Source organism: Hymenobacter algoricola, from assembly GCF_039539525.1.
Taxonomy (GTDB): domain Bacteria; phylum Bacteroidota; class Bacteroidia; order Cytophagales; family Hymenobacteraceae; genus Hymenobacter; species Hymenobacter algoricola.
Map to the genome: position 1 here is coordinate 14,518 of NZ_BAABDH010000004.1, position 23,325 is coordinate 37,842.

Annotated in this window: 21 protein-coding genes; 13 read left to right on the forward strand and 8 right to left on the reverse strand. The window is 63.0% G+C overall.

Annotated features, from left to right (window positions below):
* Window positions 1-77 precede the first annotated feature (77 nt).
* Window positions 78-1,406, forward strand: coding sequence for an ISKra4 family transposase (locus tag ABD842_RS01910; protein ID WP_345109293.1), 1,329 nt, complete (start codon window positions 78-80; stop codon window positions 1,404-1,406).
* 168 nt (window positions 1,407-1,574) lie between these two features.
* Here ABD842_RS01910 and ABD842_RS01915 read toward each other — a convergent pair whose 3' ends face one another.
* The 5 genes from ABD842_RS01915 to ABD842_RS01935 all read right to left on the reverse strand — a co-directional run bounded on the left by ABD842_RS01915 (window position 1,575) and on the right by ABD842_RS01935 (window position 8,514).
* Complete coding sequence (locus ABD842_RS01915; protein WP_345109296.1) at window positions 1,575-2,321, reverse strand: DUF6577 family protein; 747 nt, start codon at window positions 2,319-2,321, stop codon at window positions 1,575-1,577.
* 22 nt (window positions 2,322-2,343) lie between these two features.
* Window positions 2,344-4,821: a TonB-dependent receptor domain-containing protein gene (locus ABD842_RS01920; protein WP_135496192.1), complete on the reverse strand. Its 2,478-nt coding sequence runs from the start codon at window positions 4,819-4,821 to the stop codon at window positions 2,344-2,346.
* Entirely contained in the window at window positions 4,802-6,166 is a 1,365-nt protein-coding gene (locus tag ABD842_RS01925; protein WP_345109302.1) for an HTTM domain-containing protein, read from the reverse strand. Before ABD842_RS01925 ends, ABD842_RS01920 begins: the two co-directional genes overlap by 20 nt.
* Window positions 6,166-7,275 carry an imelysin family protein gene (locus ABD842_RS01930; RefSeq protein WP_345109305.1) on the reverse strand — a complete coding sequence of 370 codons (1,110 nt, stop codon included), beginning with the start codon at window positions 7,273-7,275 and terminating at the stop codon, window positions 6,166-6,168. The genes ABD842_RS01925 and ABD842_RS01930 overlap by 1 nt, the downstream gene beginning before the upstream one ends.
* 93 nt (window positions 7,276-7,368) lie before the next feature.
* The gene (locus tag ABD842_RS01935) at window positions 7,369-8,514 is read right to left on the reverse strand and encodes a DUF4856 domain-containing protein (protein ID WP_345109306.1); all 1,146 of its coding nucleotides are present in this window, start codon (window positions 8,512-8,514) and stop codon (window positions 7,369-7,371) included.
* Window positions 8,515-9,120: 606 nt separating this feature from the next.
* Here ABD842_RS01935 and ABD842_RS01940 point away from each other — a divergent pair.
* The 4 genes from ABD842_RS01940 (at window position 9,121) to ABD842_RS01955 (ending at window position 12,477) form a co-directional block, all read left to right on the forward strand.
* The gene (locus ABD842_RS01940; protein WP_345109308.1) at window positions 9,121-9,585 is read left to right on the forward strand and encodes a hypothetical protein; all 465 of its coding nucleotides are present in this window, start codon (window positions 9,121-9,123) and stop codon (window positions 9,583-9,585) included.
* Between the two features lie 303 nt (window positions 9,586-9,888).
* Window positions 9,889-10,848, forward strand: a complete 960-nt coding sequence (locus ABD842_RS01945; protein ID WP_345109311.1) for a heavy metal-binding domain-containing protein — start codon at window positions 9,889-9,891, stop codon at window positions 10,846-10,848.
* A gap of 47 nt (window positions 10,849-10,895) precedes the next feature.
* Window positions 10,896-11,621, forward strand: a complete 726-nt coding sequence (locus ABD842_RS01950) for a DUF305 domain-containing protein (protein ID WP_345109314.1) — start codon at window positions 10,896-10,898, stop codon at window positions 11,619-11,621.
* 304 nt (window positions 11,622-11,925) lie between these two features.
* Window positions 11,926-12,477, forward strand: coding sequence for a heavy metal-binding domain-containing protein (locus tag ABD842_RS01955; RefSeq protein WP_345109317.1), 552 nt, complete (start codon window positions 11,926-11,928; stop codon window positions 12,475-12,477).
* A gap of 140 nt (window positions 12,478-12,617) precedes the next feature.
* On the opposite strand, the gene ABD842_RS01960 is transcribed toward ABD842_RS01955, so the two are convergent.
* Complete coding sequence (locus tag ABD842_RS01960) at window positions 12,618-12,983, reverse strand: DUF6799 domain-containing protein (protein WP_345109320.1); 366 nt, start codon at window positions 12,981-12,983, stop codon at window positions 12,618-12,620.
* Window positions 12,984-13,271: 288 nt separating this feature from the next.
* Between ABD842_RS01960 and ABD842_RS01965 the strand changes: the two genes are divergently transcribed.
* The 4 genes from ABD842_RS01965 to ABD842_RS01980 all read left to right on the forward strand — a co-directional run bounded on the left by ABD842_RS01965 (window position 13,272) and on the right by ABD842_RS01980 (window position 19,551).
* On the forward strand, window positions 13,272-14,480 hold the full coding sequence (locus tag ABD842_RS01965) for a TolC family protein (RefSeq protein WP_345109323.1): 1,209 nt from the start codon (window positions 13,272-13,274) through the stop codon (window positions 14,478-14,480).
* A 10-nt stretch (window positions 14,481-14,490) separates the two neighbouring features.
* The gene (locus ABD842_RS01970) at window positions 14,491-15,105 is read left to right on the forward strand and encodes a hypothetical protein (RefSeq protein WP_345109326.1); all 615 of its coding nucleotides are present in this window, start codon (window positions 14,491-14,493) and stop codon (window positions 15,103-15,105) included.
* Window positions 15,089-16,234, forward strand: a complete 1,146-nt coding sequence (locus tag ABD842_RS01975) for an efflux RND transporter periplasmic adaptor subunit (protein WP_345109329.1) — start codon at window positions 15,089-15,091, stop codon at window positions 16,232-16,234. The genes ABD842_RS01970 and ABD842_RS01975 overlap by 17 nt, the downstream gene beginning before the upstream one ends.
* 92 nt (window positions 16,235-16,326) lie before the next feature.
* Window positions 16,327-19,551, forward strand: a complete 3,225-nt coding sequence (locus tag ABD842_RS01980; protein WP_345109332.1) for an efflux RND transporter permease subunit — start codon at window positions 16,327-16,329, stop codon at window positions 19,549-19,551.
* Window positions 19,552-19,609: 58 nt separating this feature from the next.
* Here the strand turns inward: ABD842_RS01980 and ABD842_RS01985 are convergent, their stop codons facing one another.
* A complete protein-coding gene (locus ABD842_RS01985; RefSeq protein WP_345109335.1) occupies window positions 19,610-20,278 on the reverse strand; it encodes a DUF305 domain-containing protein in 669 nt (222 codons plus the stop codon).
* A 166-nt stretch (window positions 20,279-20,444) separates the two neighbouring features.
* On the opposite strand from ABD842_RS01985, the gene ABD842_RS01990 reads away from it, so the two are divergent.
* The 4 genes from ABD842_RS01990 (at window position 20,445) to ABD842_RS02005 (ending at window position 22,191) form a co-directional block, all read left to right on the forward strand.
* Window positions 20,445-20,780: a four-helix bundle copper-binding protein gene (locus ABD842_RS01990; RefSeq protein ID WP_345109338.1), complete on the forward strand. Its 336-nt coding sequence runs from the start codon at window positions 20,445-20,447 to the stop codon at window positions 20,778-20,780.
* Window positions 20,781-21,166: 386 nt separating this feature from the next.
* Window positions 21,167-21,427 (forward strand): hypothetical protein, encoded by a 261-nt coding sequence (locus ABD842_RS01995; protein WP_345109340.1) that lies wholly within the window; start codon window positions 21,167-21,169, stop codon window positions 21,425-21,427.
* Window positions 21,428-21,690: 263 nt separating this feature from the next.
* Window positions 21,691-21,897: a heavy-metal-associated domain-containing protein gene (locus tag ABD842_RS02000; protein ID WP_345109343.1), complete on the forward strand. Its 207-nt coding sequence runs from the start codon at window positions 21,691-21,693 to the stop codon at window positions 21,895-21,897.
* A gap of 96 nt (window positions 21,898-21,993) precedes the next feature.
* The gene (locus tag ABD842_RS02005) at window positions 21,994-22,191 is read left to right on the forward strand and encodes a hypothetical protein (protein WP_345109347.1); all 198 of its coding nucleotides are present in this window, start codon (window positions 21,994-21,996) and stop codon (window positions 22,189-22,191) included.
* 344 nt (window positions 22,192-22,535) lie between these two features.
* On the opposite strand, the gene ABD842_RS02010 is transcribed toward ABD842_RS02005, so the two are convergent.
* Complete coding sequence (locus ABD842_RS02010; RefSeq protein ID WP_345109350.1) at window positions 22,536-23,117, reverse strand: Crp/Fnr family transcriptional regulator; 582 nt, start codon at window positions 23,115-23,117, stop codon at window positions 22,536-22,538.
* Window positions 23,118-23,325: the final 208 nt, after the last annotated feature.

The following is a 23,325-nucleotide window of genomic DNA, read 5'->3' on the forward strand; positions in this document are numbered from 1 at the left end:
AACTCCTCGGTCTCATGAACTTTAAACTACAACTGGTGGCTTGTCTGTCAGAAGGCGAAGAGCCTCTACTCGAAGACGTGTTCACCTGGAGCCGGGAGGACCTGAGTTTGGCCAGTGTGGGCCTGACGCTAGCCGAGCCCAAAGCGCTGCTGCAAAGTACTCAACAGCAAATGATTGCCCAACAAGTGGCGCTACATTTGCAGGCGCAGCAGCCTGTCGGCTTACGAAAGAAGGGCAGCTACCCGCTCCAGTTGAAAACCTTGTTCGGGAACGTCACGGTCAACAGCCCGCGCTACTACTTGCCGCCCACTGAGGCGGGACCCAAAACCTTCAGCCCCCTCCAGCACCTGTTCCCGCAGCACGTGACGCCGGAGCGGTTGTATTTGGAAACCAAGTGGGCCAGTCTCATCCCCTACCAGAAAACGGCCGATTTGCTCCACGACGTGCTGCCCCTGAGTGAGAAACTATCGGGCACGACCATCCAGCAGCACCTGCACGCCGTGGTCGAGGCCCAGGAACAGCAGTTGCCTGCGGAGGTGGCCTCCTTTCAGGGCGTTTGCCAGCTCGAACGCGAGGCCTTGCCGTGCCCGGCCCGCCCGCTGGTGGTCGGCCTCGACGGCGGCTACGTCCGGCACTGGCATAAAAAAGGCTGTTTCGAGGTGATAGCGGGCAAAAGCATGCCGGCGGAGGGGACCGCCAAATGCTTCGGCTTCGTGCAGGAAGTCGATGCCAAGCCGCGCCGGCGGGTCTTCGAGGTGCTGCGCTCGCAGGGGCTACAGGCCAATCAGGCCGTGGAATTCTTTACCGATGGGGCCGCTATTCTGCGGTCGCTGACCAGCTATCTGAGTGCGGAGTCCACGCATATCCTGGACTGGTTTCATCTGACGATGCGCCTGACGGTGCTGCACCAGTACGCGCTGGGCTTCGCCCAGGTCGACGCGGCCGGTGGAAAAGCGCTGCAGGACGGCTTAACCAGCATCAAATGGCATCTCTGGCACGGGAACGCGGAGCGGGCCATGGAAAAAATAATGGACCTGGACGATATCCTGGCCCTGCATCAAGACGACCCGCTCGTAGCCAAGAAATATGGCAAGTCGAAGCCGTTGACCCGATTAATTGCTGAATTTTACACCTACGTGGAACAGAACAGTGGCTTCATTGTGGACTACGCCGAGCGCCAGCGCTACGGCGAACGCGTCTCCACGGGCTTTGTGGAGTCAGCAGTAAACCAGGTGCTGGCCAAGCGAATGGTGAAGCGGCAACAAATGCAGTGGACTAAAAAAGGGGCGCACCTGCTCGTGCAGGCCCGTACGAAGGTGCTCAACGAGGAATGGGAGGAGTGTTTTCGGCAGCAGTATCCCGGCTTCCGGTCAGTGCCGGCGGAAGCCCTGCCGATGGCCGCCTAACCCAATTGCCCCACACTTTTAGATGCTCTCAGCGGAGGACAGTAGCTGGTTAGCAAGAAGTGTCGGCTACTGAAATCGGCTAAGCCGGGCGGGGGATTTTCGCAATCCGGCGCGCCCTTACCGCATGTGGTTTTCCTGGCCTTATATCCCGTCCCGGTAGCCAGGTGCTCAGGCGGCGGCCAGAGACTCCAGCAGGGCTTCCCAGCGCGGCCCGGCGTTGCAGCGGGCGGCATATTGCAGTAGATGCTCAGCCTGCAGGTGGTAGTGCATTCCCAGGGTGGCTACGGCGCCGGCCAGCACTTCGTCAGAAGTCGCCAGCTCGGGCAGCTGCCCGGCATCGACCAGCATCTTTTCCAGGCGGGCCGTGGTTACTCCCTGAATTCGGCGTACGGGGGAGGCCCGTTGAACCGGGCGCAGCAGGATGGTTTCCCGGCTATCGGCCGCCGCTACACTATCGGCCTGAGCCAGCCGAAACTGCGCGGAAGCCTCAATCAACCGGGCGGCCCGCTGCAGCTCGGCCCAGTTCACTTCCACCACCAGCCGCACCGGAATTTCTGGCAGCACGGGCCGCAGCCAGCGCGTGGACCACAGGCTGCCCAGCGGCAACACCAGCTGGGCCTGCAGCTGGTGCCAGAGAGCCACGTGTGCCGGGGCCAGCTCCGGTTTGAACACCGCAGGAACGGAGGCCCCGCCAAATGCCAGGAAGCCGGGCGCCACCTGGTGCAGCAGCTGGCTGCGCACCAAGCCCTGCTGAACTACGTGCCATACGTCGGCCGTGATGGCGGGCATCGCCAGGGCGAAGAAAGCCTGCAGCTCCGTTTCCGCCACCTGCGTGCGGCCCCGGAAGTGGCCCCGCAGCTGCGGCCACGCCCGGAGCACCTGGTCGTACTGGAGCAGGGGTTGTTTCACTGGCATAAGCAGGAGGATAAACTGAATACTACCACTTGACTGCCACCGTCAGGTAGAAGCTGCGGCCGTCGGAGGGCAAAATACCGGGGCCGGGGTAGCCGGTGGCGCGGCGGGTGAAATATAGAGCGTTGCCCAGGTTGTTGATGTTCCCCTCCAGCTTGAGCCAGCGCCGCTCCCAGGATACCGACGCATCCAGCACCTGGTAGGCCGGAATCAGCCCGATCACGGCATCGGTGCGGCGCGGATCCGCGTCGGTAGGGCTATTAAAGGCGTTGGTAGCCTCCGAGAACTGGTCGGAGAGGTAAGTATACTGCACCGAGGCCTTGAAGGGACCATACCCGCCCTGCACGCCCGTTTTCAGGTTGACGGCCGGCACAAACTCGACCTGATTCCCGACGATTTCCGGGCTTGGGCTGGCCGTGTAGCGGCTGCGGATAAGGGACAGGTTGCCAAAGGCGGAGAAACGCCAGCGGCCCGGCTCGACGGTGGGCCGCAGTACCCGCAGCACATCGAGTTCAGCGTATGATTCGAGGCCCAGAATCAGGGCCCGGCCGATGTTGTCGCGGTAGCGAAACGGGCGGTTGCCGGCGTCGTAGGTACCGACCTCGCCGATGCGGTTGTTATAGGCCAGGGCAAACAAGCTCACGTCGTAGGTCAGCCACTGGCCCTGCTCGCCGCGCAGGCCCAGGTCGGCGGAGTAGCCGCGCTCATCCTGCAGATTCGCATTGATGATCAGCGAGTTGTTAAAAATCTGCATGTCGGTGAAGGTGATGGAGCGGTAGTTCTGCGACACGTTGGCGTACAGCTCCCGCGTTTCCACCGGCTTGTAGGAGGCCCCGAGGCCGCCGATAACGAAGCTGCGCGGGCTGGTGCGCGCTTCGTGGGTGGTTTCGATGCCCGTGATGTTGCCGGCCAAATCCCGCGACACGGTTTGGTAGTCGCCATCGGCCTGGGTCCGGATATACTCCACCCGCACGCCCGGCGTGAGGGAGAAGGATTCCCCGAAATAAAAGATGTTCTCGGCGAAGACTGCGGCGTTGTAGTTAGGGAAGCGGTAATCCGACGACGCAGCTGGGGCATTCAGGCCGGGGGCAGCCTCCTCAAACCGAAAGTCGGCAGCGCGGCCAGCCGGTCCGGCCCCCTGAATGCTGTGATTATAGCCCCGGTACAGGCGCGTGCCCACCAGCAGCACGCCGCTGGTGGTTTCGCCCAGCCCGTAACGGGTCAGGTAGCGCGCTTCGGCGCCCACGTTGCGGAAGTCGCCGGTGATGAGCTCGCGCTGCTGCGTATCGGCATCGGGCCGCTCGACGAAGCTGGTGCGGATTCCCAAGGCGTCGCGCGAGGCCAGCAGCCCAAAGGTGGTCAGGTTGAGGTTGGAGCGTGGGTTGAGCTTCCAGTCGGCCGAGAGGTTGAACAGGTTCCAGTCCACGGCAAACCAGTTGCGCGGCCGGTTGCTCTGCCGCGGGTTTTGGGCAAACTGATAGTCGCTCAGCCCGCCCGGCTGCCGGGCCAGGTAGTCCATGTGCGTGACCTGGGCGCCCACCCGGAAGTTCTCGGTGAACTGGTAGCGCAGGTCGGCATAGGCCGTTTTGCTTTCAAAGTTCGAGTTGGGCCGCCAGCCGTCGCCGCGCTTATACTGCGCAAACGTGTAGTAGCTCAGCTTCCTGACCGTGCCGCTGACGCTGTTGAAGGAGTTGAAAAACCCAAAGGAGCCCGCCGTCTGCCGCGACACCACCGCCACGGTCTTGTCGGGCTCGGGCGTGCGCAGCTCAAAGTTGAGCAGCCCGCCGAACTGCGTGCCGTACTGCAGCGAGGCGGCCCCGCGCACGAGCTGGATGCGCTTGATGGCCTCGATGGGCGGCGTGTAGTAGCTCTCGGGATAGCCCAGCGCGTCGGCCGAGATGTCGTAGTTGTTCTGGCGCACGTTGAAGTTGCTGGTGCGGTTGGGGTCCAGGCCCCGTCCGCCCACGCTCAGCTGCAGGCCGCCCTGGTCGCTTTCCCAGATGTTGAGCCCGGCCACGCGGGCGTACACCTGGCGGGCGTTGTTGGTGGCCAGGTTGGCCACCAGGTTGTCGGGCACGATGACCTCGGACTTCTTGGCCGCGAAAATAGCCGTGCCTTCCACTTCGCGCAGGCGCTGCTGCCCAAAGCGGGCCTGCGGGGCTGCCACCACCACTTCCCGGAGCTGCTGCTCCCGGCGGGTCAGCGTGAACTCGCGCACCCCACCGTCAGCCGTGACCTCTATCTGCGTCTTGAAGGGCTCGTGGCCAATGGAGGAGAGCTGCAGCTGCTGGCGGCCCGTTGCCAGGCGGGGGAGCATAAACAGGCCGGCCGTGTCGGTGCGGGCAATCTGGCGGGAGCCGCGCACGTACACCTCGCAGCCCACCACGGGCCGGTTGGTGCCGGCTTCGCGCACCCGGCCCTGCAGGCTCACCTGCTGGGCGGTGGCCGTAAAGCCGGAGAGCATACCAACCGCCAGCACGGCACTATAAACCGGAAATCTCATCGTCGAAGGGTAAAATCCAGGGCTTGGGCCGCAGGTCGTCGGAAACGCGGGCCAAATCCACGGTGGGGTCAATAAAGCTTTTGCCCAGGCGCCCGTTCAGGCTCACGTAGGCATCGGCGTACACTTTCGGGTTCTGCACGCCCTGCCGCGCGTAGTAGTCGCGCAGGTAGTGGGCAAACTGTACGAGCATGTCGGGCTGCGTGCTCATCATCTTTTCCTGCAGCACGCTCAAATGCTCGCGGTTGTCGACCTGCCGGATCCGGCCCGTGGCGCCGTCCACTACCTTGAACTGCACGTTGCCCATTTTCTCCATCAGCATCACCCGCCAGGAAAACCGGTAGCCTTCCTCGGTCCAGAACAGCTCCCGCGGGTAGAGCAGATAGCGGAACGGCAGCAGCAGCTGCACCAGGAAAAACACGCTCAATCCCATGAGCAGCAGCTGGCGGCGGGCCGGTCCATAGTGCAGCGGAGCCGCCGGCAGCGGGCTGGCGGGGGAGAAGTGCCGCAGACGCCGCAGGCGCTCCAGCACCCGCTCGTGCCCGGCGGCCGGAAAGAAAATCAGGGCTGCCACCATCATCACGTAGGGAAACATGCCGATGGGAAAGAGCACGGCCGTCAGCACGTGAAACACCACCACCGTGGCGTAGGCCCAGGGCCGGGTGCGCCGGTTCAGCAGAAAGAAGGGCACCGTCAGGTCGTACAACGCCCCAAACCAGCTAAAGGCGTACGCCACCCACACCTGCCCCAGCAGCGGGCCAATCAGCGGCAAATCGTTTTTGGCCGGCAGCCAGATGCGCAGGGGCAGGGCGTGCAGCAGCCAGTCGGAGTTGAGCTTGGCCAGGCCCGCGTACACGTACACGATGCCCATGAGCAGGCGCAGCGCGTCCACCGTCCAGCGGGGCACCTCATTGCGCCAGCGCGCCGGGTTGCGGCGGGTATCGAGGGCGAAGTAGCGCCCGGCGGGCAGCACCAGCAGCAGCAGCGCCACCAGGCTCACGAAGTAGTAGTGGTTGAGGTAGGTGCTTTTGTCCAGGAGCTCAATGTAGGTGAAGCTCAAAAACAGGCCCGCGGCGGCCGTGCGGTACCAGTAGCCCAGGGCTACGAGCAGGGCGCACAGCCCGCACAGGGCAAACAGCCCGTAGGTGTAAGCCCCCCAGGGACGCACCCACTCAAAGCCGTAGTAGGGGAAAAAGAACCTGGGCCGCAGGTACAGCTCCGCAATCCAGCCCTTGGCCCAGAAACGGACAACGCTGGCCAGCACCAGCAGGCCAAAGGCCATCCGGAACGTAGCCAGCGGTGCCGCCGGAGTGTAGCTGTGGAGGTAGCGCCGAAGCCCGTCGCCCATTAGTCGCCGTCGTTGTCCACGTAGGTCACCGTGACGCTCAGGGCCGAGGTCATGTCCACCTTAAGCAGGCGCACGGCCTTTTGCATCTCGTTGTACGAAGCCACCGCGTCGGCATTGCGGGCCGTGAGGGTCGCGTGCAGGTCGGGGCCCAGGGAGGCGAGCTGCTGCGCCGATACCCCGAACTGGGTGTTGATGATGCTGGTCAGGCCCTGGCCCGTGCGGCTGTCCTTGGCGCCCACGGCATCGAGGTAGTTTTTGAGCGAGGGCTGCCCGGCGCGACTGTTGAAGAACTGCTGCACCGCGGCGTGGGCCGTGGTGGCCAGCTGCAGAGGCAAGGCCCCGCGCAGGTAATAGGCTTCGATTTTGCTCGGCAGCGGCGTGCCGGTCATGGTGCCGGACGGAATGCCGATTTTGCCGGCCCGCAGGTACCGCTCGTAATACTGCGAGTAAGCGTTGACCACGCGCGAGAGCGAGGAGCTGGCGTCGGTGCCGGTGCGGTTGATAAACGTGTCGTGGTAGGAGCCGTTCCACTGGGTATACACCGTGCCGAAGGTCTGCTCCATCTTGGCCACCACATCGGTAAGGTAGCGGCGGTGCTGGGCCGACGAGGCATACTGCTGGGCAATGGCCGCGTCGCCGGTGGCCACGCCGTTGAGCAGGTAGTCCAGGGCCGGAAAGCCCTGCTGGGGAATGGCCGTGGACAGCTCAAAGTCGTAGGTGCCCGAGCGGATGTTGCGGTTGATGCCGGCCGCGTCGGTGGGGTAAATGTTGAAGTGGTTGCGCAGGCTCACCTCTTCGGCCGGGCCGAACTCGTAGAGCTCCACCCGCTGCCACTCCACGTAAGCTGCCTGCCAGGCGGCCCGCGCTTCCTGTAGGGTTGCGGGAGTCGGTGCCGCGGTAAAGGCCGTCGTCCTGGATTTGAGAGCCACCAACTTCTCGTTGAAGCGCTGGTAGCCCGGCTTCACCAGGCTGTCGGCCCAGTAGGTAAGCAGCGCCTTGCGGTCGGGCCCGGTGCTGGGCTCGGGCGTGGCACCGGGGTCTTTCTGGCAGCTGATAATGCCCACGGCCAGCAAGAGCAGCGTCAGGGCGAACAGAACGGACTTTTTCATAAGAAAACTGGTTTCGCAGCGAAGGTCAGCCAACCAAACAACCATACTGCCCGGTTGGTTGACCTTCGGGTCACTAAAAAGGTAAGCCGGCGGCTACAGGATGCTGAACTTGCTCTTGATGGCGTTGATGGCCACGTCAGCCTTGGTGTTGCTCATACTCCAGGCTCCGTTATCGCCCGCGGTCAGGCCGGTAAGCAGGTTGTCGGAGAAAGCAGCGTCGGTACCGTACTTGGTGCAGAAGCGCAGCGAGTAGATGAAGCCAAGGCCTTCGCCCAGGGCGTGGGCCTTCACCGCCGGGTCGGCCGCGGCCTTCCAGTTGCTCAGGTACGACACGGCCGACAGCGCCATGGTCTTTTCAAGTTCCGTGCGGATGATGTCGGCCTGGGTTTTCACACCTGCCGCGTCGTTGTTCACGATGGCCGCCCGTCCTCTCAGGAAAGCCATGTACACGCCGGGCGAGGCCGGCCCGTTTTTCTCGTTGAGGTAGCCGGCCAGAAACCGCTCGCGGGGCGTCAGGTTGATGTCGGTGGTCATGATGGCGTTCGAGGTCAGCAGGCCGTAAGCCAGGTCCCAGTTGTGCTCCAGCTCCGAGTACGCCTTGCCGTCTGCCACCTTGCTGTTGTTGGCTTTCAGAGCGTTATCGGTCAGCAGCACGTTGTCAATCTGGTCGAGCAGCACGGCACCAATCAGCGCCTTCTGAATCACCTGGTTGACTTCAATGCCATTGCCATCTACAAGGTAGCGGCCGAGGCGGCCGGCGGTGCCGGGCGTAGCCACCTGGTTCACCGACTGGCTGGCCACGGCCAGCTTGGTGATGTTTTGGTCGATGTAGCGCCGCACAAGCTCGGCGTTCGTACCGCTGAAGGATGCGGCCGTGGTGTTGCGCAGCTGCAGACCCGAAGCGTTCAGCACCGGCGCCGTGAAGGTAGTGCCGGTGTAAAGGCTGTTGAGGCGGTTTGCGTCGAGGGTAGCCGGCGCCGCGGGCGGAGCTACTGCTACCTGCGCCATGTACGTGTTAAACTCCGTGAACATATCCAGCCGCGTGGTTGACATGCCCAAGTCTACCGTGGACTGACCACTGGCGTCTTTGAAGGACTCGGTATACTTGGAAGAGGCCGTCAGGGTGCTGGCATCCATCTTGGCGCGCAGGGCCGGCGCAGGCTCATTGTCGTTGTTGTCACAGGAAGTGAAGCCAAAGGCAAGGGCAAGCAGCGCAAACGAAGCGTTTTTGAGAGACATGTAACCGGTGGTTAGGGTGATGATGGCACAAAGGTATTTCCTTATTTGTAAAGATTACAAATAGTAGAAATGTTTTCTACTTGGATACTTTCTAAACAACGCTTCTCTTCACCCATTTGCTTAGCTTAAGAGTCTCACTCCGCGCTACCCGCCCGGCCTCCGACAAAATGCTTCCCTACACATCACCACGCTGACGTTGCTCTCACAGGCGTCGGAAGCGGTTCTAGGGCTTCCCGCTAACCTGCCAAGGACTCTTACCAGCTGACCGCCCGAAGCAACCTGGACCCTGGCTGTGCAGCAGTGAGGACTCGGATTCAACCTTCGCCGGCACAGTTTGCACATGGCCCGCCGGCAACGGGTTTACATAATCCGGCCCTTTGCTTGCATAATTTTGCGGTCAGAGTCTCCGGGCTCTTTTGCCTGATCCTTTTTCAAAAGCGCGCATCGACCCATCTAGGGCGCACTTTCGTCGGCGCCCGTGGCCAGCAGAAAGGACATGGGGAAACTCTTTGTCTATAAACGGGGTAAATAGGCGGTACCGCTCTTTCGTAGATAAGTCTACTTTTGCATCGTTTAACGTCTGTCATGTTCCGTAGCCTGTACCCTTTGCACCGTTTGCTGGCGACGAGCTTTCTGCTCGTCTTCGTCAACGTGTTCGTGGGCCAGTGCTACTGCGCGACCCTGAACCCGGTGCTGGCCGCGCCGATGCCGGTGGCCAAGGCCACCCCGGCGCCGAAGCCCAGTCACCCCGGCTGCCACGGTCATGGTAAGTCAACAGCGAAGCAGCCGGCAAAGGCCCAGCACTGCCACGACACCAAGTCGAGCGGCTCCTCCGGCAAATCAAGCTGCTGCAAAGACAACTCGGCCGCTATCCTCAAGTCGCTCACGACGCCGGGCGAAAAGCAGCTGCTGACGTGCTCACCGGCGCTGCTGCCGGCCAGCAACGACCACTTTTTCCGGCCGGGCGCCGGCCAGTGGGACCGTACCCACGCGGTAGTATTGGTGCTCCGCGAGCACCTGCCCCCCAAAATACCCGACATCCGGATTTTCATTCAGTCGCTGACGGTCTGATTGGTTTGACGCGCTAAGGCTCGCCCTGGCATAGCTGTGCTATGTCCGGGGCGAGCCTTTCTGTTGGCGTGTCCGCCCGGCGCTTCGGGTGCGCTCTTCCACTTATTCCGGAGTTGCCTTCCTCTGACAAGGCGAGTTGTTGCGAAGAAGCCGGCGCACCTACTCCCAAAGGCCCGGTTCGCCGCCTGCTCTACGCCATGCTGGGCCTCGTGCGCTGGCAGCAGCGGCAGGCCTGGGTTCGGTGTCAGAGCCCTCGGATTGCTGGCTCCAGTGCCCTTCCTGTTCAACCCCCACTTCTTCCTTATGAACTGCTTACCGCTTTTCCTGCTGGCTTTGGCCGGCATCCTCACTGTTAGCAGCTGCTCATCCGAAACCGAATCGAGCAGCGCGACCAACGCCGTGACTACGCCCACCAACGGCCCGGCCGAAGGTACTGCTGACCACGGCGGCGGCCACACCTACGCCTGCCCCATGCACCCGGAAGTCACCAGCACCAAGGAAGGGGAGAAATGCCCCAAGTGCGGCATGAACCTGGAGCACAACGACCAAGTGACCAACGGCAAAACCTACGACATGAAGCTGGTGCCCACGCCCACGGCGCTCACCGCCGGCCAGCCCGCCACGCTGGCTTTCACGCCCCGCGAGACGGGCAATGAGGCCGCGCCCGTACCGCTGGCCGTGGTCCACGAGAAGAAGATTCACCTCATCATTGTGAGCAAAGACCTGGGCCAGTTCTACCACGAGCACCCCGAATACACGGCCGAGGGCGACTACAAGGTGAAGTACACCTTCCCCAAGGGCGGCGACTACGTGCTGTTTCAGGACTATACGCCCACGGGCTCGGGCCACCAGCTGGGCCGCCAGCCCCTTACGGTGAAGGGCCCGGCCTACGCGCCGGTGAAGTTCAAAAACGACGACATGCAGTGGGATAAGGACGGCTATAAGGCCACGCTTTCCTTCGACAAGGCGCTAACCGTGGGCCAGCTGCTGGGCATGAAAATCACCATCAGTAAGGACGGTCAGCCGGTGACCAACCTGGACAACTACCTCGGCGCCCTGGGCCACGTGGTGGTCATCAGCGAAGACACGGAGCACTACCTGCACGTGCACCCCAACGACCAGGCCGACAAAGGCCCCGCCATCGGCTTCAACACCAACTTCGAAAAGCCCGGCCTCTACCGCGTGTTCCTACAGTTCAACCACGGCGGCACCATTCACACCGGCGACTTCACCATCAACGTGAAGGCCCCGGCTGCCAGCTAGGCGCGTGTATTCTTCCAACCATTTTTCACCTCCCCCAACCAAACCCCATGAAAAAGTCCGCTTTTTTCCTCGCCGCCCTCTGCTCGGGCACCCTTTTGCTGGCCAGCTGCAACAGCGACAAGGCCGCTGACACCACGGCCACTGGCACCGATACCAACACCATGGCCATGGATTCCTCGGCTTCCGGCGACATGGCCGGCATGGACCACTCCCAGATGGCCGATGGCGCCGCCGGTGCCTCGCCCCAGCTGGTGGCCATGAACGAGATGATGGGTAAGATGCACGCCACCAAAATGCAGGGCAACACCGACCATGACTTCGCCCACCACATGCTGGAGCACCACAAGGGCGCCGTGGCCATGGCCGACATCCAATTGCGCGACGGCAAAGACGCCACTATGCGCCAGATGGCCACCAAAATCAAGGCCGGCCAGCTCCAGGAAATCACCGCGCTGGAAGCTGCCGCCACCCGCCTCGACAGCGCCCCGACCAACTACAAGCCCATGGACGCTACCGACCCGTTCACCAGTAAAATGAAGGCCTCGATGGCCGGCATGATGCAGAACATGCCCAAGACGGTGGCTAACCCCGACATGAACTTCAACATGCTGATGACCACGCACCACCAGAGCGCCGTGGACATGGCCAAGGCCGAGCTGGCCCACGGCAAGGACACTAAGCTGAAGGAAATGGCCCAAATGATGATAACCGCCCAGGAAAAGGAAATCGCCGCCTTCAAGGACTGGCACAACAAGAACGGCGACAAGATGTAGCCGGTTAACCCTGTCAATAAAGAACGTCATGCTGAGCGCAGTCGAAGCATCTTGCCCGCCGCTTCGTTCTCACGTCAACCTCACCCCCGGCCCCTCTCCCCAGGAGAGGGGAGCCTGCCGTCAGCTTATGTCCGGTGCTCCCTCTTTTTTGGAGAGGGGCCGTGCCCGGCAGGGGGCAGGGGGCAGGTTGGCGTGAGAACGAAGCCGGCGAGATGCTTCGACAAGCGGCCGCCAGATGAGCATAACGTCCTGTTTTATCATTCCAGGTACCTACAACTCAATCAACCCCAATTCTCTTTCCCTCATGAAATTCTCCCTGATTCTCGCGGTTGCTTTGGTCGCCACTGCTTCTTTCTCGGCGCAGGCCCAGCACAGCCACAAGCCCGGCGCGGCGGCCCACGGTCACAAGGCTGCTGGCGAAACACACGCCCACAAATCCCCCCATGGCGGCACGGTGCGCACGGCCGGCAAATACCACATTGAGTTGGTGCAGCAGGCCAATGAGTTGCACGTGTACTTGCTCGATGGCAAGGAAAAAGTCCTGCCCGTTGCCAACTCCACCGGCTCGGTGATGCTGTTGAGCACGACCAACAAGACCAGTAAAGTGGCCCTGACTCCGGCCAATGATCATTTCGTGGCCGCCATGCCCGCTGGCACGACGCTGCGCACGGCCATCGTGAGCCTGAAAGCCGATGGCAGCTCGCTGAGCGCCCGGTTTGAAAAGCTGGATGCCGCTGCCAAAACCAGCAAGGCGGCTGCGGCCGCCTACACCTGCCCCATGAACTGCGAAGGCTCGGCCAGCGATAAGCCCGGCAACTGCCCCAAGTGCGGCATGGCGCTGGTTAAGAAGTCCTAGGGCCGCCGTTCCAGGCCCGGTGCACACCGCGCAACTGAGCCGGCCTCGCCGGCCAAGGATAGCCCCCGCGCCACCCTGGAACACCCAAAAGCCCACTTGCCGGGGCAAGTGGGCTTTTGGGGACAACGTAAAGAGCGCTGTTACATTTTGGCCTTCATCGGCTTTTTCTTGGCGTTGTGCGACATGCCGCTGTGCAACTGACTGCCATCGTGCATCTTACCGTCCATGCCTATCAGCTGGTTTTCCTTCAGCTTCATGGTCACGGTGCCGTCCGTCATTACCCGCGTGCCATTGGCCAGGGTCATGTCGGCGGTCATGGGGGTCATCACGCCGTTTTTCATCACCATCATCTTGCCGTCGTGCATCATCATATGGTCCGATTTCATATGATCCACCTTGACCATCTTTTTGGCGCCGTTGGGCTTGGCGGGCACGGTTTGGGCCTGGGCGACGCCGCAAAAGCCCAGCAGGGCGAGAAGCGGCAGCAATTTCAGAGCGTTTTTCATGGAAACGAGCGGTAAAAGTGAAATGGGTAAGGTGAAAAAGGCTTTCTCGCGGTGAGGGCCCAGCCCAAATATAAGGCGCGCCAAATCGGGGTTGCCGTAGGCCGGTGCTGCGCTTTGGGACCGGGCCGCCATCAGCCGGGGCCTGCGCCGGAGCTGGTAAAAAAGGCGTCGCCCGCGCCTGGCCCCGGCCGGTTTCCGTCCCCATTTTTCCTGCACCAATGGCTGTGCCCTGCCGCCCGAAGCAGCGCCCGGTCTTACCCAACTAGTATGAATTTGAAGTGCGTTGGTTTGAAAAAAACGCCTGGCTGGCTGCTGCTCAGCCTGCTGCTGCTGGCGGCCGGGTCGGCGCGGGCCCAGGGCAATGGCCTGACCCTGACGCTGGACAGCGCCGTGGCCGTGGCCCTGCGCGTGAGCCCGCGCACGCTGGTGGGCAACCTGGAAGTGCAGGCCGCCCGGCAGCTGCGCCGCACCAACCTGAACCTGCCCAACCCGACGGTGTTCGTAGAAAACCCCACCGCCGAGCGGTTCGTGGGGGGCTTCACCCAGACCACCGAGTTCCCGACGGTGTACACCCGCCAAGGCCAGCTGAATGCGGCGCGGCAGGACGTGGCCGAGCAGGCCCGGCTGGCCGGGCGCACGGAGGTGGTCCGCCTCACGCGCCAGACCTACCTGGCGCTCCAGTTCAGCGAGGCGCGGCTTACGCAGCTTGCGCGGCAGGACAGCACCTTCGCGGTCCTGAACGCGGCCACCCGGCGCCTGCGGGCGGCGGGCGAAATCGACCTGCTGCAAGCCGTGAGCACCGACGCCGATGCCCGGCAGGTGCGCAACCAGCGCCGGCAGGCCCAGCTCGATCAGCAGAACGCCCAGCGCCAGCTCCGGCTGCTGCTGCGCCTGCCCGAGGACGCGCCCCTGCGTGTGATGCCCCTAGGCCGCCTGGCCGCGCCGCCCGTGCCTGCCAACGCCGGCGACACCTCGCTGCTGCGCACCAACGCCCTGCTGCGGCTGGAGCAGGTGCGCATTGCCGAAAGTCAGCAGGCTCTGCGCGTGGAACGGGCCCGGGCCCTGCCGGGCCTCTCGTTCGGCTACCTCAACCAGGGCCCGGCCGATGCCAAATTATACACCGGGGTACAGGCAGGCATCACGCTGCCGGTGTGGTATGGGGCCTACCGCGGCCAGATTCGGGCTGCCCAGACCCGGGTAGCACTGGCCCGCGCTCAGTACGACGTGGCCCGGCTCAGCACCAGCAGCGCCTACCTGCAAGCGCTGGCCGAGTTTCAGAAGCAAACCGAAAACCTGGCCTACTACGAGGAAACCGGGCTGGCCCAGGCCGCCACGCTCGCCAGCACGGGCGCGCGGCTGTTCCGGGCCGGCGAAACCAGCTACTACCTCTACATCCAGAGCCTGAACCAGGCCTATCAAATCCGGCAAACGTACGTGGACGCCCTGCGCAGCTACAACGAGGCCTTGCTGGAGCTTAACTACCTGCGGGGTGAATAACTGTCAACTTATGATGAAGCAACTCCTGATTTTGCTGCTGGGCCTGCTGCTGAGCAGCACCGCCCGCGCCCACGGGGGCGAGGACCACGGCGACGGGCCCAAAGCAGGCACGGCGGCCGGCGCCACCTCGTTTTCCGTGGCGGCCCTCTCGGAAAAGTTCGAGGTGCTGCTGCGCTACGAGCCGCTGGAAGGGGGGAAGCCCGCCGACCTGCGTTTGTTCCTCTCCGACTACGCCACCAACGCCCCCATCAAGGGGGCCAAGCTAACGCTCACCAACCCTGAGGATGCGAAGCTGAAGTGGGCGGTGACGGAGCAGGAGCCCGGCGTGTACCTGGTGGAAGGCCAGTTTCCGGTCAACAAAACCTACAGCTTCACGGCCAACATCGTGGCCGGTGAGCAAGCCGATTTGGTCCTGCTCGAAGGCATTAAGGTAGGGGAGAAGCTGCCCGTGGCTGCGATGGCACCGGTGGCAGCTACCTCGCTTTTTTCCTCCTGGAAAACCATTCTGGCCCTGGCCGGCGCCTTCGTGCTGGGCATCGTGCTGACGGCCCTGCTGATGCGCCGCCGGCGCACCACCGCTCCTGTTTCCACCTCCAGTCCCGCAGTCTATGAAAATCACGCATAAATTTCTGGCCGCTACGGCCGCGGCTGGGCTTGTGCTGACGGTGCTGCTGCCGCCCCCGGCTCTGGTACAGGCGCACGGCGGCGAAGACCACGGCGGCGAAGCCAAAGCCAGCACCGGCGTGGCCCTGAGCGACGAGGTGCTGCTGCCCAAGGAAAGCCAGTTCCTGTTCGAGGTGCGCACCAGCCTGGCGGCCTTTTCTACGACGTACAGCCGGGCCATGCTCTATGGCACCGTATCGGCCGCGGCCGGGGGCGAGGGCCGCATCGTGGTGCCGCAGAGCGGCCGCATCGTGAGCCTCGCGGCCCAGGTCGGTAAGACCGTGCGGGCCGGGCAGACGCTGGCCGTTATCGAGCAAACCCTGGATGCCACCCAGCAAATCGGCCTCAGCACCGAGCGGGCTAATGCCCAGGCCGAGCTGCGCGCCGCCCAGCAGGACTACGCCCGCCTGCAAACCATCGCCGACATTGCCGCCCGCAAAGACGTGGTGGCCGCTGAGCTGCGCCTGCGCCAGGCCCGCCAGAACGCCGGTATCCAGAACGGCCAGGCCGGCCAGCGCCGCGTCAGCATTACCTCGCCCGTGAGCGGCACCGTAGACGTGTTTAATCTGTCTGTTGGTCAACAAGTTAATCAGGGTGACGAGCTGTTCCGGGTCATCAACCCCGGCAAGCTGCGCGTCGAGGCCCAGGTGTTTGCCCAGGATTTGGCCAAGGTCACGCCCGGAGCCGTTTTCCGCGTGGAGGGTTTGCAGGGCCAGGCGGGCGTGCCGGCGCGGCTGGTGGTGTTCAGCAACGTGGTAAACCCCGTGAACCAGGCCCGCCAGCTGGTGCTTGAGCTCGATGCCCCCGCCGGCAGCGCCTACCGCGCCGGCCAGGCCGTGAACGTGCAGGTGGTAGGCCAGACCGGCGGGGGCAAGCCCCAGCTGGTGGTGCCCACCTCGGCCATCACCGACCTCAACGGCAAGCCCGTGGTGTTTGTGCACACCGAGCCTGAGCGGTTCAGGATTCGCTACGTGCAGCCCGGCGCCGTGAACGGCCAGCAAACCGTGCTGGTGCAGGGCCAGGTGAACGAAAACGACCGGGTGGTGACGGCCGGCACCTACCAGCTTAAATCCATCTACCTCAACCAGTAGGCTTTAAGTCTTAAGCGGCAAGCTGTAAGCGTAAAGCCTCATATCTGAAAAGGTTTAAAGCTAGAGGCTTGCAGCTTGCAGCAAAACAACACATGCTTGATAAAATCATTCGCTTTGCCCTGCAGAACCGCCTGCTCATGCTGGCCTTTGCCGTGGGCCTCATCATTGCCGGCACCTACACGGCGGGCCAGCTGCCTGTGGACGTGCTGCCCGACCTGGACCGGCCCCGTGTGACCGTGTTTCTGGAAGCCCCCGGCATGGCCCCCGAAGAAGTGGAGGCCCTGGTGACGCTGCCCGTGGAAACGGCCCTGAACGGGGCCACCGGCGTGTCGGCGGTGCGTTCCAACTCGGCCATTGGCCTGGGCATGGTGTTCGTGGAGTTCGACTACGGCACCGACATCTTCACAGCCCGCCAGATTGTGAGCGAAAAGCTGCAAACCACCGGCGAGCAGCTGCCGCAAGGCATCACGCCGGTGCTGGGCCCCATTTCGTCAGTTATGGGCCAGATTATGCTGGTGGGGCTGTCAGGCGGGAAGGAGACGAACGCGGCCGACCTGCGCACGCTGGCCAACTACACCGTGCGTCAGCGGCTGCTCAGCATCCCCGGCGTGGCCCAGGTCATACCCATAGGCGGCGACAACCTGCAGTACCAGGTGCTGCTGGACATGCCCCGGCTGAACGCCACCGGACTGACGGTAAACCAGGTGGAGGAAGCCCTACGCCAGTCTAATCTCAACACCACCGGCAACTTCTTCGACCGCAACGGCTCGGAGGTACTCATCCGCAATCTGGGCCGCCTGCGCTCGGTCACGGACATCGAGAACATCATCGTGGGCTACCGCGAGCAGTCGCCCATCCGCGTGGCCGATGTGGCCAAGGTGGAGTTCGGGGCCCGCTTCAAGCGCGGTGACGGCAGCGTGAACGGGAAACCGGCCGTGATTCTGAGCATCGAGAAGCAGCCCGGCGCGGCTACCGTGGGCCTGACCGAAGCGGTGGAAAAAGCTTTGGTGGAGCTCAAGCCTTCCCTACCCAAGGACGTGCAGGTGAACACGCGCCTTTTCAAGCAGTCGGAGTTTATTGAGTCCTCGATTTCCAACGTGGAGGAAGCCCTGCGCGACGGGGCCATTCTGGTGGTCATCGTGCTGTTTGCTTTCCTGCTGAACGTGCGGACTACCTTCATTTCGCTGGTCGCCATTCCGCTGTCGTTGCTGGTCACGGCGCTGGTGTTCAAAGCGGCAGGCATTTCCATTAACACCATGACGCTGGGCGGCCTGGCCATTGCCATCGGCGAGCTGGTCGACGACGCCATCGTGGACGTGGAAAACGTGTACCGGCGCCTGCGCGAAAACAAGCAGCAGCCCGACCCCCAGCCGGTGCTGCGCGTCATTTACGCGGCCTCGTCGGAAGTGCGCAACTCCATTGTGTACGCCACCATCATCGTGGTGCTGGTGTTTTTGCCGCTGTTCGCGCTGGAAGGCATGGAAGGCCGCATTTTCGCGCCGCTGGGCATTGCCTACATCACGAGCATCGTGGCCTCGCTGTTCGTCTCGCTGACGGTGACGCCGGTGCTCTGCTACTACCTGCTGCCCCAGATGAAGCAGATGGACCATCCCGAAACCGACGGCGGGCTGGTGCGCTGGCTGAAAAAGAAAGATACCCGCCTGCTGGGCTGGGGCCTGCAGCACCCGAAGCTTATCCTTGCTTCGACGGCCCTGCTGTTTGTGATGGCCGCCGCGCTGGTGCCCTTCTTCGGCACCGAGTTTCTGCCGCCCTTCAACGAAGGTTCGCTCACGGTCAACTTCTCAGCGCCCGCCGGCACTTCGCTCACGGAATCCAACCGGCTGGGCACGCTGGGCGAGGCGCAGATGCTCAAGATTCCCGAGGTGGCCTTTACCGCCCGCCGCACCGGCCGCGCCGAGCTCGACGAGCACGCCGAATCGGTGAACAACTCCGAAATCGAGGTGGCCTTCAAGACCGAGGCCGAGCTGGAAAAAGAGGGCAAAACCATGCGTAGCCGCGACGAAATCCTGGCCGACATGCGCGACAAGCTCAGCCTGATTACGGGCGTGAACGTGAACATCGGCCAGCCCATTTCCCACCGCCTCGACCACCTGCTGAGCGGGGTGCGGGCCCAGGTGGCCATCAAAGTCTTCGGCAACGACCTGCTGGAGCTGCGCCGCTACGCCAACGAAATCCGCGCCGCCGCCGGCTCCGTGCCCGGCGTGGTGGACCTGCAGGTCGAGAAGCAGGTGCAGATTCCCCAGCTGCTTATCCGGCCCAAAGACGAAGCCCTGCGCGCCTACGGCATGGCCCGCGGCGAAGTGGTGCGCGACCTGGAAACGCTGTTTCAGGGCGCGGTAGTCTCGCAGATGCTCGACGGCCAGAAGCGCTTCGACCTGGTGGTGAAGCTGCCCGAAGCCCAGCGCAACGACCTCGCTGCCATCGGCCAGACGCGCATTGAAACGCCCGGCGGCGCCATGATACCCATCAGCCAGGTGGCCGAGATACTCTATGAGCCCGGCCCGAATACCATCAACCACGAAAATACCCAGCGCCGCATTACCATCTCGCTGAACGTGGCCGAGCGCGACCTGGGCTCTACCGTCAAGGAAATTCAGGCCAAAGTCAGCCAGCAGGTGAAGCTGCCGCCGGGCTACTACCTCACCTACGGCGGGCAGTTCGAAAGCCAGCAGTCGGCCTCGCAGAAGATTCTGTGGCTGAGCTTGTTTTCCCTGGCCGGCATCTTCCTGGTCCTGTTCTCCCACTTCAAATCCTCGCTGATGGTGGGCCAGATTATGCTCAACATCCCGCTGGCCCTCATCGGCTCGGTGGTAGCGGTGCTGCTCACCGGCGGCACGTTCAGTATCGCCTCGCTGGTGGGCTTCATCACGCTCACCGGCATTGCCTCGCGCAACGGCATCATGATGATTTCGCACTACATCCACCTGGTGGAGCACGAAGGCGAAAAATTCGGTATGCCCATGATTATCCGCGGTTCCCTGGAGCGGCTGGTGCCGGTGCTGATGACGGCTTTGGTGGCGGCGCTGGCCCTGGTGCCGCTCACGCTGGCCAAGGATGCGCCGGGTAAGGAAATCCTGTATCCCGTGGCCACGGTGATTCTAGGCGGCTTGCTGTCCTCCACCTTCCTCGACATCATCGTGACGCCGGTAGTGTTCTGGCTGGTAGGGGAGAAGGCCCTGGCCCAGTACTTCGCCGCTCACCGGGAAACGGGCCTCGACGACCACCCGCAGGAGCTGGACGCCCAGCCCCTCACGCCGCCGTCGGACCAAAATACGGTGCAACCCGCCGGAGCCTGACGGCCCGCACCTACGACGCATAAAGAGAGGCCGCCGGTAAAGGGCTGCCTTTTCTGTTTCACGCTGAGTGAAGCCGGACTTGTCGGTTGCGCGTCAGCCAGTCCTGGAGCATAGCGATTTCGCGGCGCTGGTCGGTGATGATGGTTTGGGCCAGGGTGCGGGTGGTAGTTTCGCGGCCGTGCTGGAGTAGGGCTTCTGAGTTGTCGATGGCCGCCTGGTGGTGGTCGACCATGAGCTGGGCGAAGTCGAAGTCGGGCCGGGCCGTGAGGGTGCGGCCGTCGCTGGCGGCCATCATGCGGTCCATGTTGGCTTTCTGAATGGCGTTGAACTGCGGCACCAGGGGCTGCCGGGGCTGGTGGCCGCTGGTAAAGGCATTGAACTGGGTGATTTGGGCCTGCTGCTTGGCAACGATGTCCTGGGCCATCGTTTTCATTTCCTGGTTGCTGCCGGTGCGCAGCTCTTCCTGCCCCATCTGAACCGCGGCCTCGTGGTGCAGCACCATCTGGGTGGCGTAGTCGTGGTCGGGGTCCTGGGTCTTGGCCTGGGCTTCCATGCGCCTCATCATGTCGTCCATGATTTTCATGTAGGGGCTGTCGTGCGCCCTGTCGTCCGTGTCATGGCCTTTGCAGGCCGAAAAGAAAAGCCCGAAAAGGAGCAGGGACAGCAGCGGCAGGCGAAATAAGCGGTTTATGGAGGCAGGGATTGGATGAGATGCTTGGTGCAGCAAAACGGCGGCGGCATGTCATCATTACGCCAGCCCGCGCTGCGCCAGCCCGCGCCCACCGGTTTGCCAGGCCCGAATTCAGCACCTTCTGCGCCCGCATCTTACGCAACGCCGCCCCAGAGTTCGGAGTACACCCAGTATCATTTCGTTCCACTTAAATAACCGTTCCATGCACGCTCAAAACCAAGCCCTCCTCGACGCCCTCAACGCCTGCATCGCCGCCTGCGAGCACTGCGCATCTTCCTGCCTGCAAGAGGAAGACGTGAAGATGATGGCCCGCTGCATCAGCATCGACCGCGACTGCGCCGACATCTGCGCGATTACGGCCCGCTTCGTGGCTCGCGGCTCGGAACACGCCGCCCATTTGATGAAAGAGTGCGCCGAAATCTGCAAAGCCTGCGGGGACGAGTGCGAAAAGCACGGCGCCCATATGGCTCATTGCAAGGAGTGCGCCGAGGCCTGCCGCCGCTGCGAGCAAGCCTGCCGTCAGGGAGTAGCGGCTTAAGTGACCTCAATACCGCGTAAGAGCCAGCCCGTCGCGTACGGGCTGGCTTTTTCTTTGGCCGTGGCGTAGTAATTATGCTCGTTCGCGGCGTAATTCTGAATGTCTGGCCCGGGCGGTGCTACTACTTTTGCGGGGTAGTGTCCCCGCCCCAACCGCCCCGCTGCTGACCCAGGCTCCCTCGCTCCGCAGGCTCATGATTACCGCCCACATCACTTTTCTGTGGGCTGGCTCGGGTCCGTGTTCTTAGCCCTGGACGTGGGGCTGAGCGGCTGGCTCATTATCGTGCCCCCAGTCTGGGGGCGCTGCTCACGGGCGTGGTGCAGGCGCTGGGTACGCCGTGGGAGGGGGCCACGCACTGCTGGGTACTGGTCAAACTGGGACTCACGGTGGGGGCCAGCCTCATTCTGCTGCTGCGCACGCCGACCAACAGCTACCCGGCCGAAGTAGCCGCCAAGGCCGACCTCTCTACCGCCGACCGGCGCGTCCAGCTCCTTGCCGAAGCTGCGGCCGCGCTGCTGGTGCTTGTGGCGGCCCCCGCCGTTTCGGTATGCAAGCCCTGGGGCCGGATCGGGAAATGGCGCCTGCAACTACGCGAGCCCGCGCAGCAGGTGGCCGCCGGCCGCGCAGCGGCGTCTCCTACGCCATAGGGTCGGTACCCGCTTGATTGCGGGGCTCGTTCTGCGGCTGCTCTTTCTCGTTGCCAAACACCTGACCAACGGAGGCATTAGTCGTCATTAAGCGTTCTACTCAAGGCTTACTCTCGCTCAGGCCTGCTTATTAGGCGGTGGCCGGCCCACAAATCATACAAGTCTCAAGCTTAATTCTGTACCCCGGCCGGCGCACCCGACGCTAGTTTTGGGGGTTAGTATATCAAACGCGCCCGCCATGGGCGGTACTCTTTTAAACGCTCATGAAAACCTTGCAATTCAACACCAACATCAATTGCGGCAGCTGCATCAAGGCTGTAACGCCCACGCTGAACGGCGAGAAAGCCATTACTTCCTGGCAGGTCGACACCACCCACCCCAACAAGGTGCTGACCGTGACCGGCGACCTCACCGAGGAGCAGGTCCTGGCCTTGGTAGAGGATGCGGGCTTTAAGGCCGTGAAAGCCTGATTCATTGCCCGCCTGCCTTGCGGGGTACCGACCGTAGCTTATCACGTTCACTGCCCGACCGCCGTACCGGCGGGTTCACCCTAATCACAAGAACCGATGAAACGCAAGATGATGCTGTTCGGCGCCGCGGCGCTGCTCTCCGGCGGGGCCCTGTTTGGCTTCACCAGCCCAACCCCCGCTGCGGCCGATTGCCCGATGAAAGGCACGCCCGATTGTCCCCTGGTGCAAAACTGCGCCCAAGCCGGCACTCCGGCCTGCGCTGCGGGAGCACCGAGCTGCTGCGCAGCTAAGTAACGGACTGCTTATCTATACCAAGGCCCCGGTCGGTTTCAGCGCTCACCCGCTGACTTCCGTACCGGGGTCTTTGTTTGGTGGTTATTACTCCGTCTGCACCAAGGCTGTTGCGCTGAGCTTGGCCGTGGCCCCGGTTAAAAGGGTGGTTTAAACGTTGCATGGCTGGCCCGCCCACCCGCGTTAGGGTGCCGGAAAGCCGTCAGCAGTGCCTATCGGATGCTTTGACTGCTGCCAGGGTTCGGATACCGCATCTTATCTTCTGGGCGCTTCGAAACAAAGGTCCCCCGCCGGGCCGGCGCAAACGATGACTTCAGTTGAGAAAACCGTGTTTGGCCCCATACCCTCTACCCCCGCGCCCGGATGCGGCTCAGACTTTCGGGCTTCACGCCCAGGTAGGTGGCGATGAGCCGCTGCGATACGCGCTGTACCACTTGCGGCCGGTCGCGCACGAGCTGCGCGTAACGTTCGGCGGGCGTTTGGTTGAGCAAGGCCGCGCCCCGCGCTTTGCTGCCCCGGTAGGCCTGCTCGGCCATCAGCCGGCCAAACCGCTCGAACACGGGCCGCTCGTCGTAGAGGCGGTAGAGGGCGTCGTGCGGGAACAGCCACACCCGCGTGGGCTCCAGGGCCTGAATGTTCTGGGCTGACGGCCGCTGGTCCAGAAAACTGTCGTAGTCGGCATACCACTCATTTTCGAAGAAAAACTGGCCGGTGCGCTCTTCGCCCTGCACGTGGTAGAAATAGCGCAGCACGCCCGTTTCGATGTACGCCGCCGCCCGGCACACTTCGCCTTCGCGCAGCAGAAGCTCTTTTTTGGCGAGCTGCCGCGGCTGCAGGAGCGCGTGCAAGGTCGTCAGGTCGGCGTCGGTGAGGCGCAGCAGCGCGGTGAACTGGGCGGTGAGGGCCGCCGGAAAGGGAGACGCAGGCACGTGATTCATGGCATGGGCAACAGAACTTTCAGGCAGTGAATGCCGCAAGATGCAAGCCGTTTTTCTGATCAGTCGTCCGCAGCAGCCACTCGCCGCAACGGCACTAGTGCTTAGTCAGGAGAGTTTTTTGAACAAAAAGGCAGATTGGACGTTGCTTTTGGATGGGAAGACCAATCACACCATTTGTCCTGTCGTCGACTGACCGCCA

Excerpts from the sequence above, each read along its gene's own strand:
- ABD842_RS01915 (WP_345109296.1), bottom strand. The coding sequence starts at position 2,321 with ATGCCAGTGAAACAACCCCTGCTCCAGTACGACCAGGTGCTCCGGGCG.
- ABD842_RS01920 (WP_135496192.1), bottom strand. The coding sequence starts at position 4,821 with ATGAGATTTCCGGTTTATAGTGCCGTGCTGGCGGTTGGTATGCTCTCC.
- ABD842_RS01925 (WP_345109302.1), bottom strand. The coding sequence starts at position 6,166 with ATGGGCGACGGGCTTCGGCGCTACCTCCACAGCTACACTCCGGCGGCA.
- ABD842_RS01930 (WP_345109305.1), bottom strand. The coding sequence starts at position 7,275 with ATGAAAAAGTCCGTTCTGTTCGCCCTGACGCTGCTCTTGCTGGCCGTG.
- ABD842_RS01935 (WP_345109306.1), bottom strand. The coding sequence starts at position 8,514 with ATGTCTCTCAAAAACGCTTCGTTTGCGCTGCTTGCCCTTGCCTTTGGC.
- ABD842_RS01945 (WP_345109311.1), top strand. The coding sequence starts at position 9,889 with ATGAACTGCTTACCGCTTTTCCTGCTGGCTTTGGCCGGCATCCTCACT.
- ABD842_RS01950 (WP_345109314.1), top strand. The coding sequence starts at position 10,896 with ATGAAAAAGTCCGCTTTTTTCCTCGCCGCCCTCTGCTCGGGCACCCTT.
- ABD842_RS01955 (WP_345109317.1), top strand. The coding sequence starts at position 11,926 with ATGAAATTCTCCCTGATTCTCGCGGTTGCTTTGGTCGCCACTGCTTCT.
- ABD842_RS01960 (WP_345109320.1), bottom strand. The coding sequence starts at position 12,983 with ATGAAAAACGCTCTGAAATTGCTGCCGCTTCTCGCCCTGCTGGGCTTT.
- ABD842_RS01970 (WP_345109326.1), top strand. The coding sequence starts at position 14,491 with ATGATGAAGCAACTCCTGATTTTGCTGCTGGGCCTGCTGCTGAGCAGC.
- ABD842_RS01975 (WP_345109329.1), top strand. The coding sequence starts at position 15,089 with ATGAAAATCACGCATAAATTTCTGGCCGCTACGGCCGCGGCTGGGCTT.
- ABD842_RS01980 (WP_345109332.1), top strand. The coding sequence starts at position 16,327 with ATGCTTGATAAAATCATTCGCTTTGCCCTGCAGAACCGCCTGCTCATG.
- ABD842_RS01990 (WP_345109338.1), top strand. The coding sequence starts at position 20,445 with ATGCACGCTCAAAACCAAGCCCTCCTCGACGCCCTCAACGCCTGCATC.
- ABD842_RS02000 (WP_345109343.1), top strand. The coding sequence starts at position 21,691 with ATGAAAACCTTGCAATTCAACACCAACATCAATTGCGGCAGCTGCATC.
- ABD842_RS02005 (WP_345109347.1), top strand. The coding sequence starts at position 21,994 with ATGAAACGCAAGATGATGCTGTTCGGCGCCGCGGCGCTGCTCTCCGGC.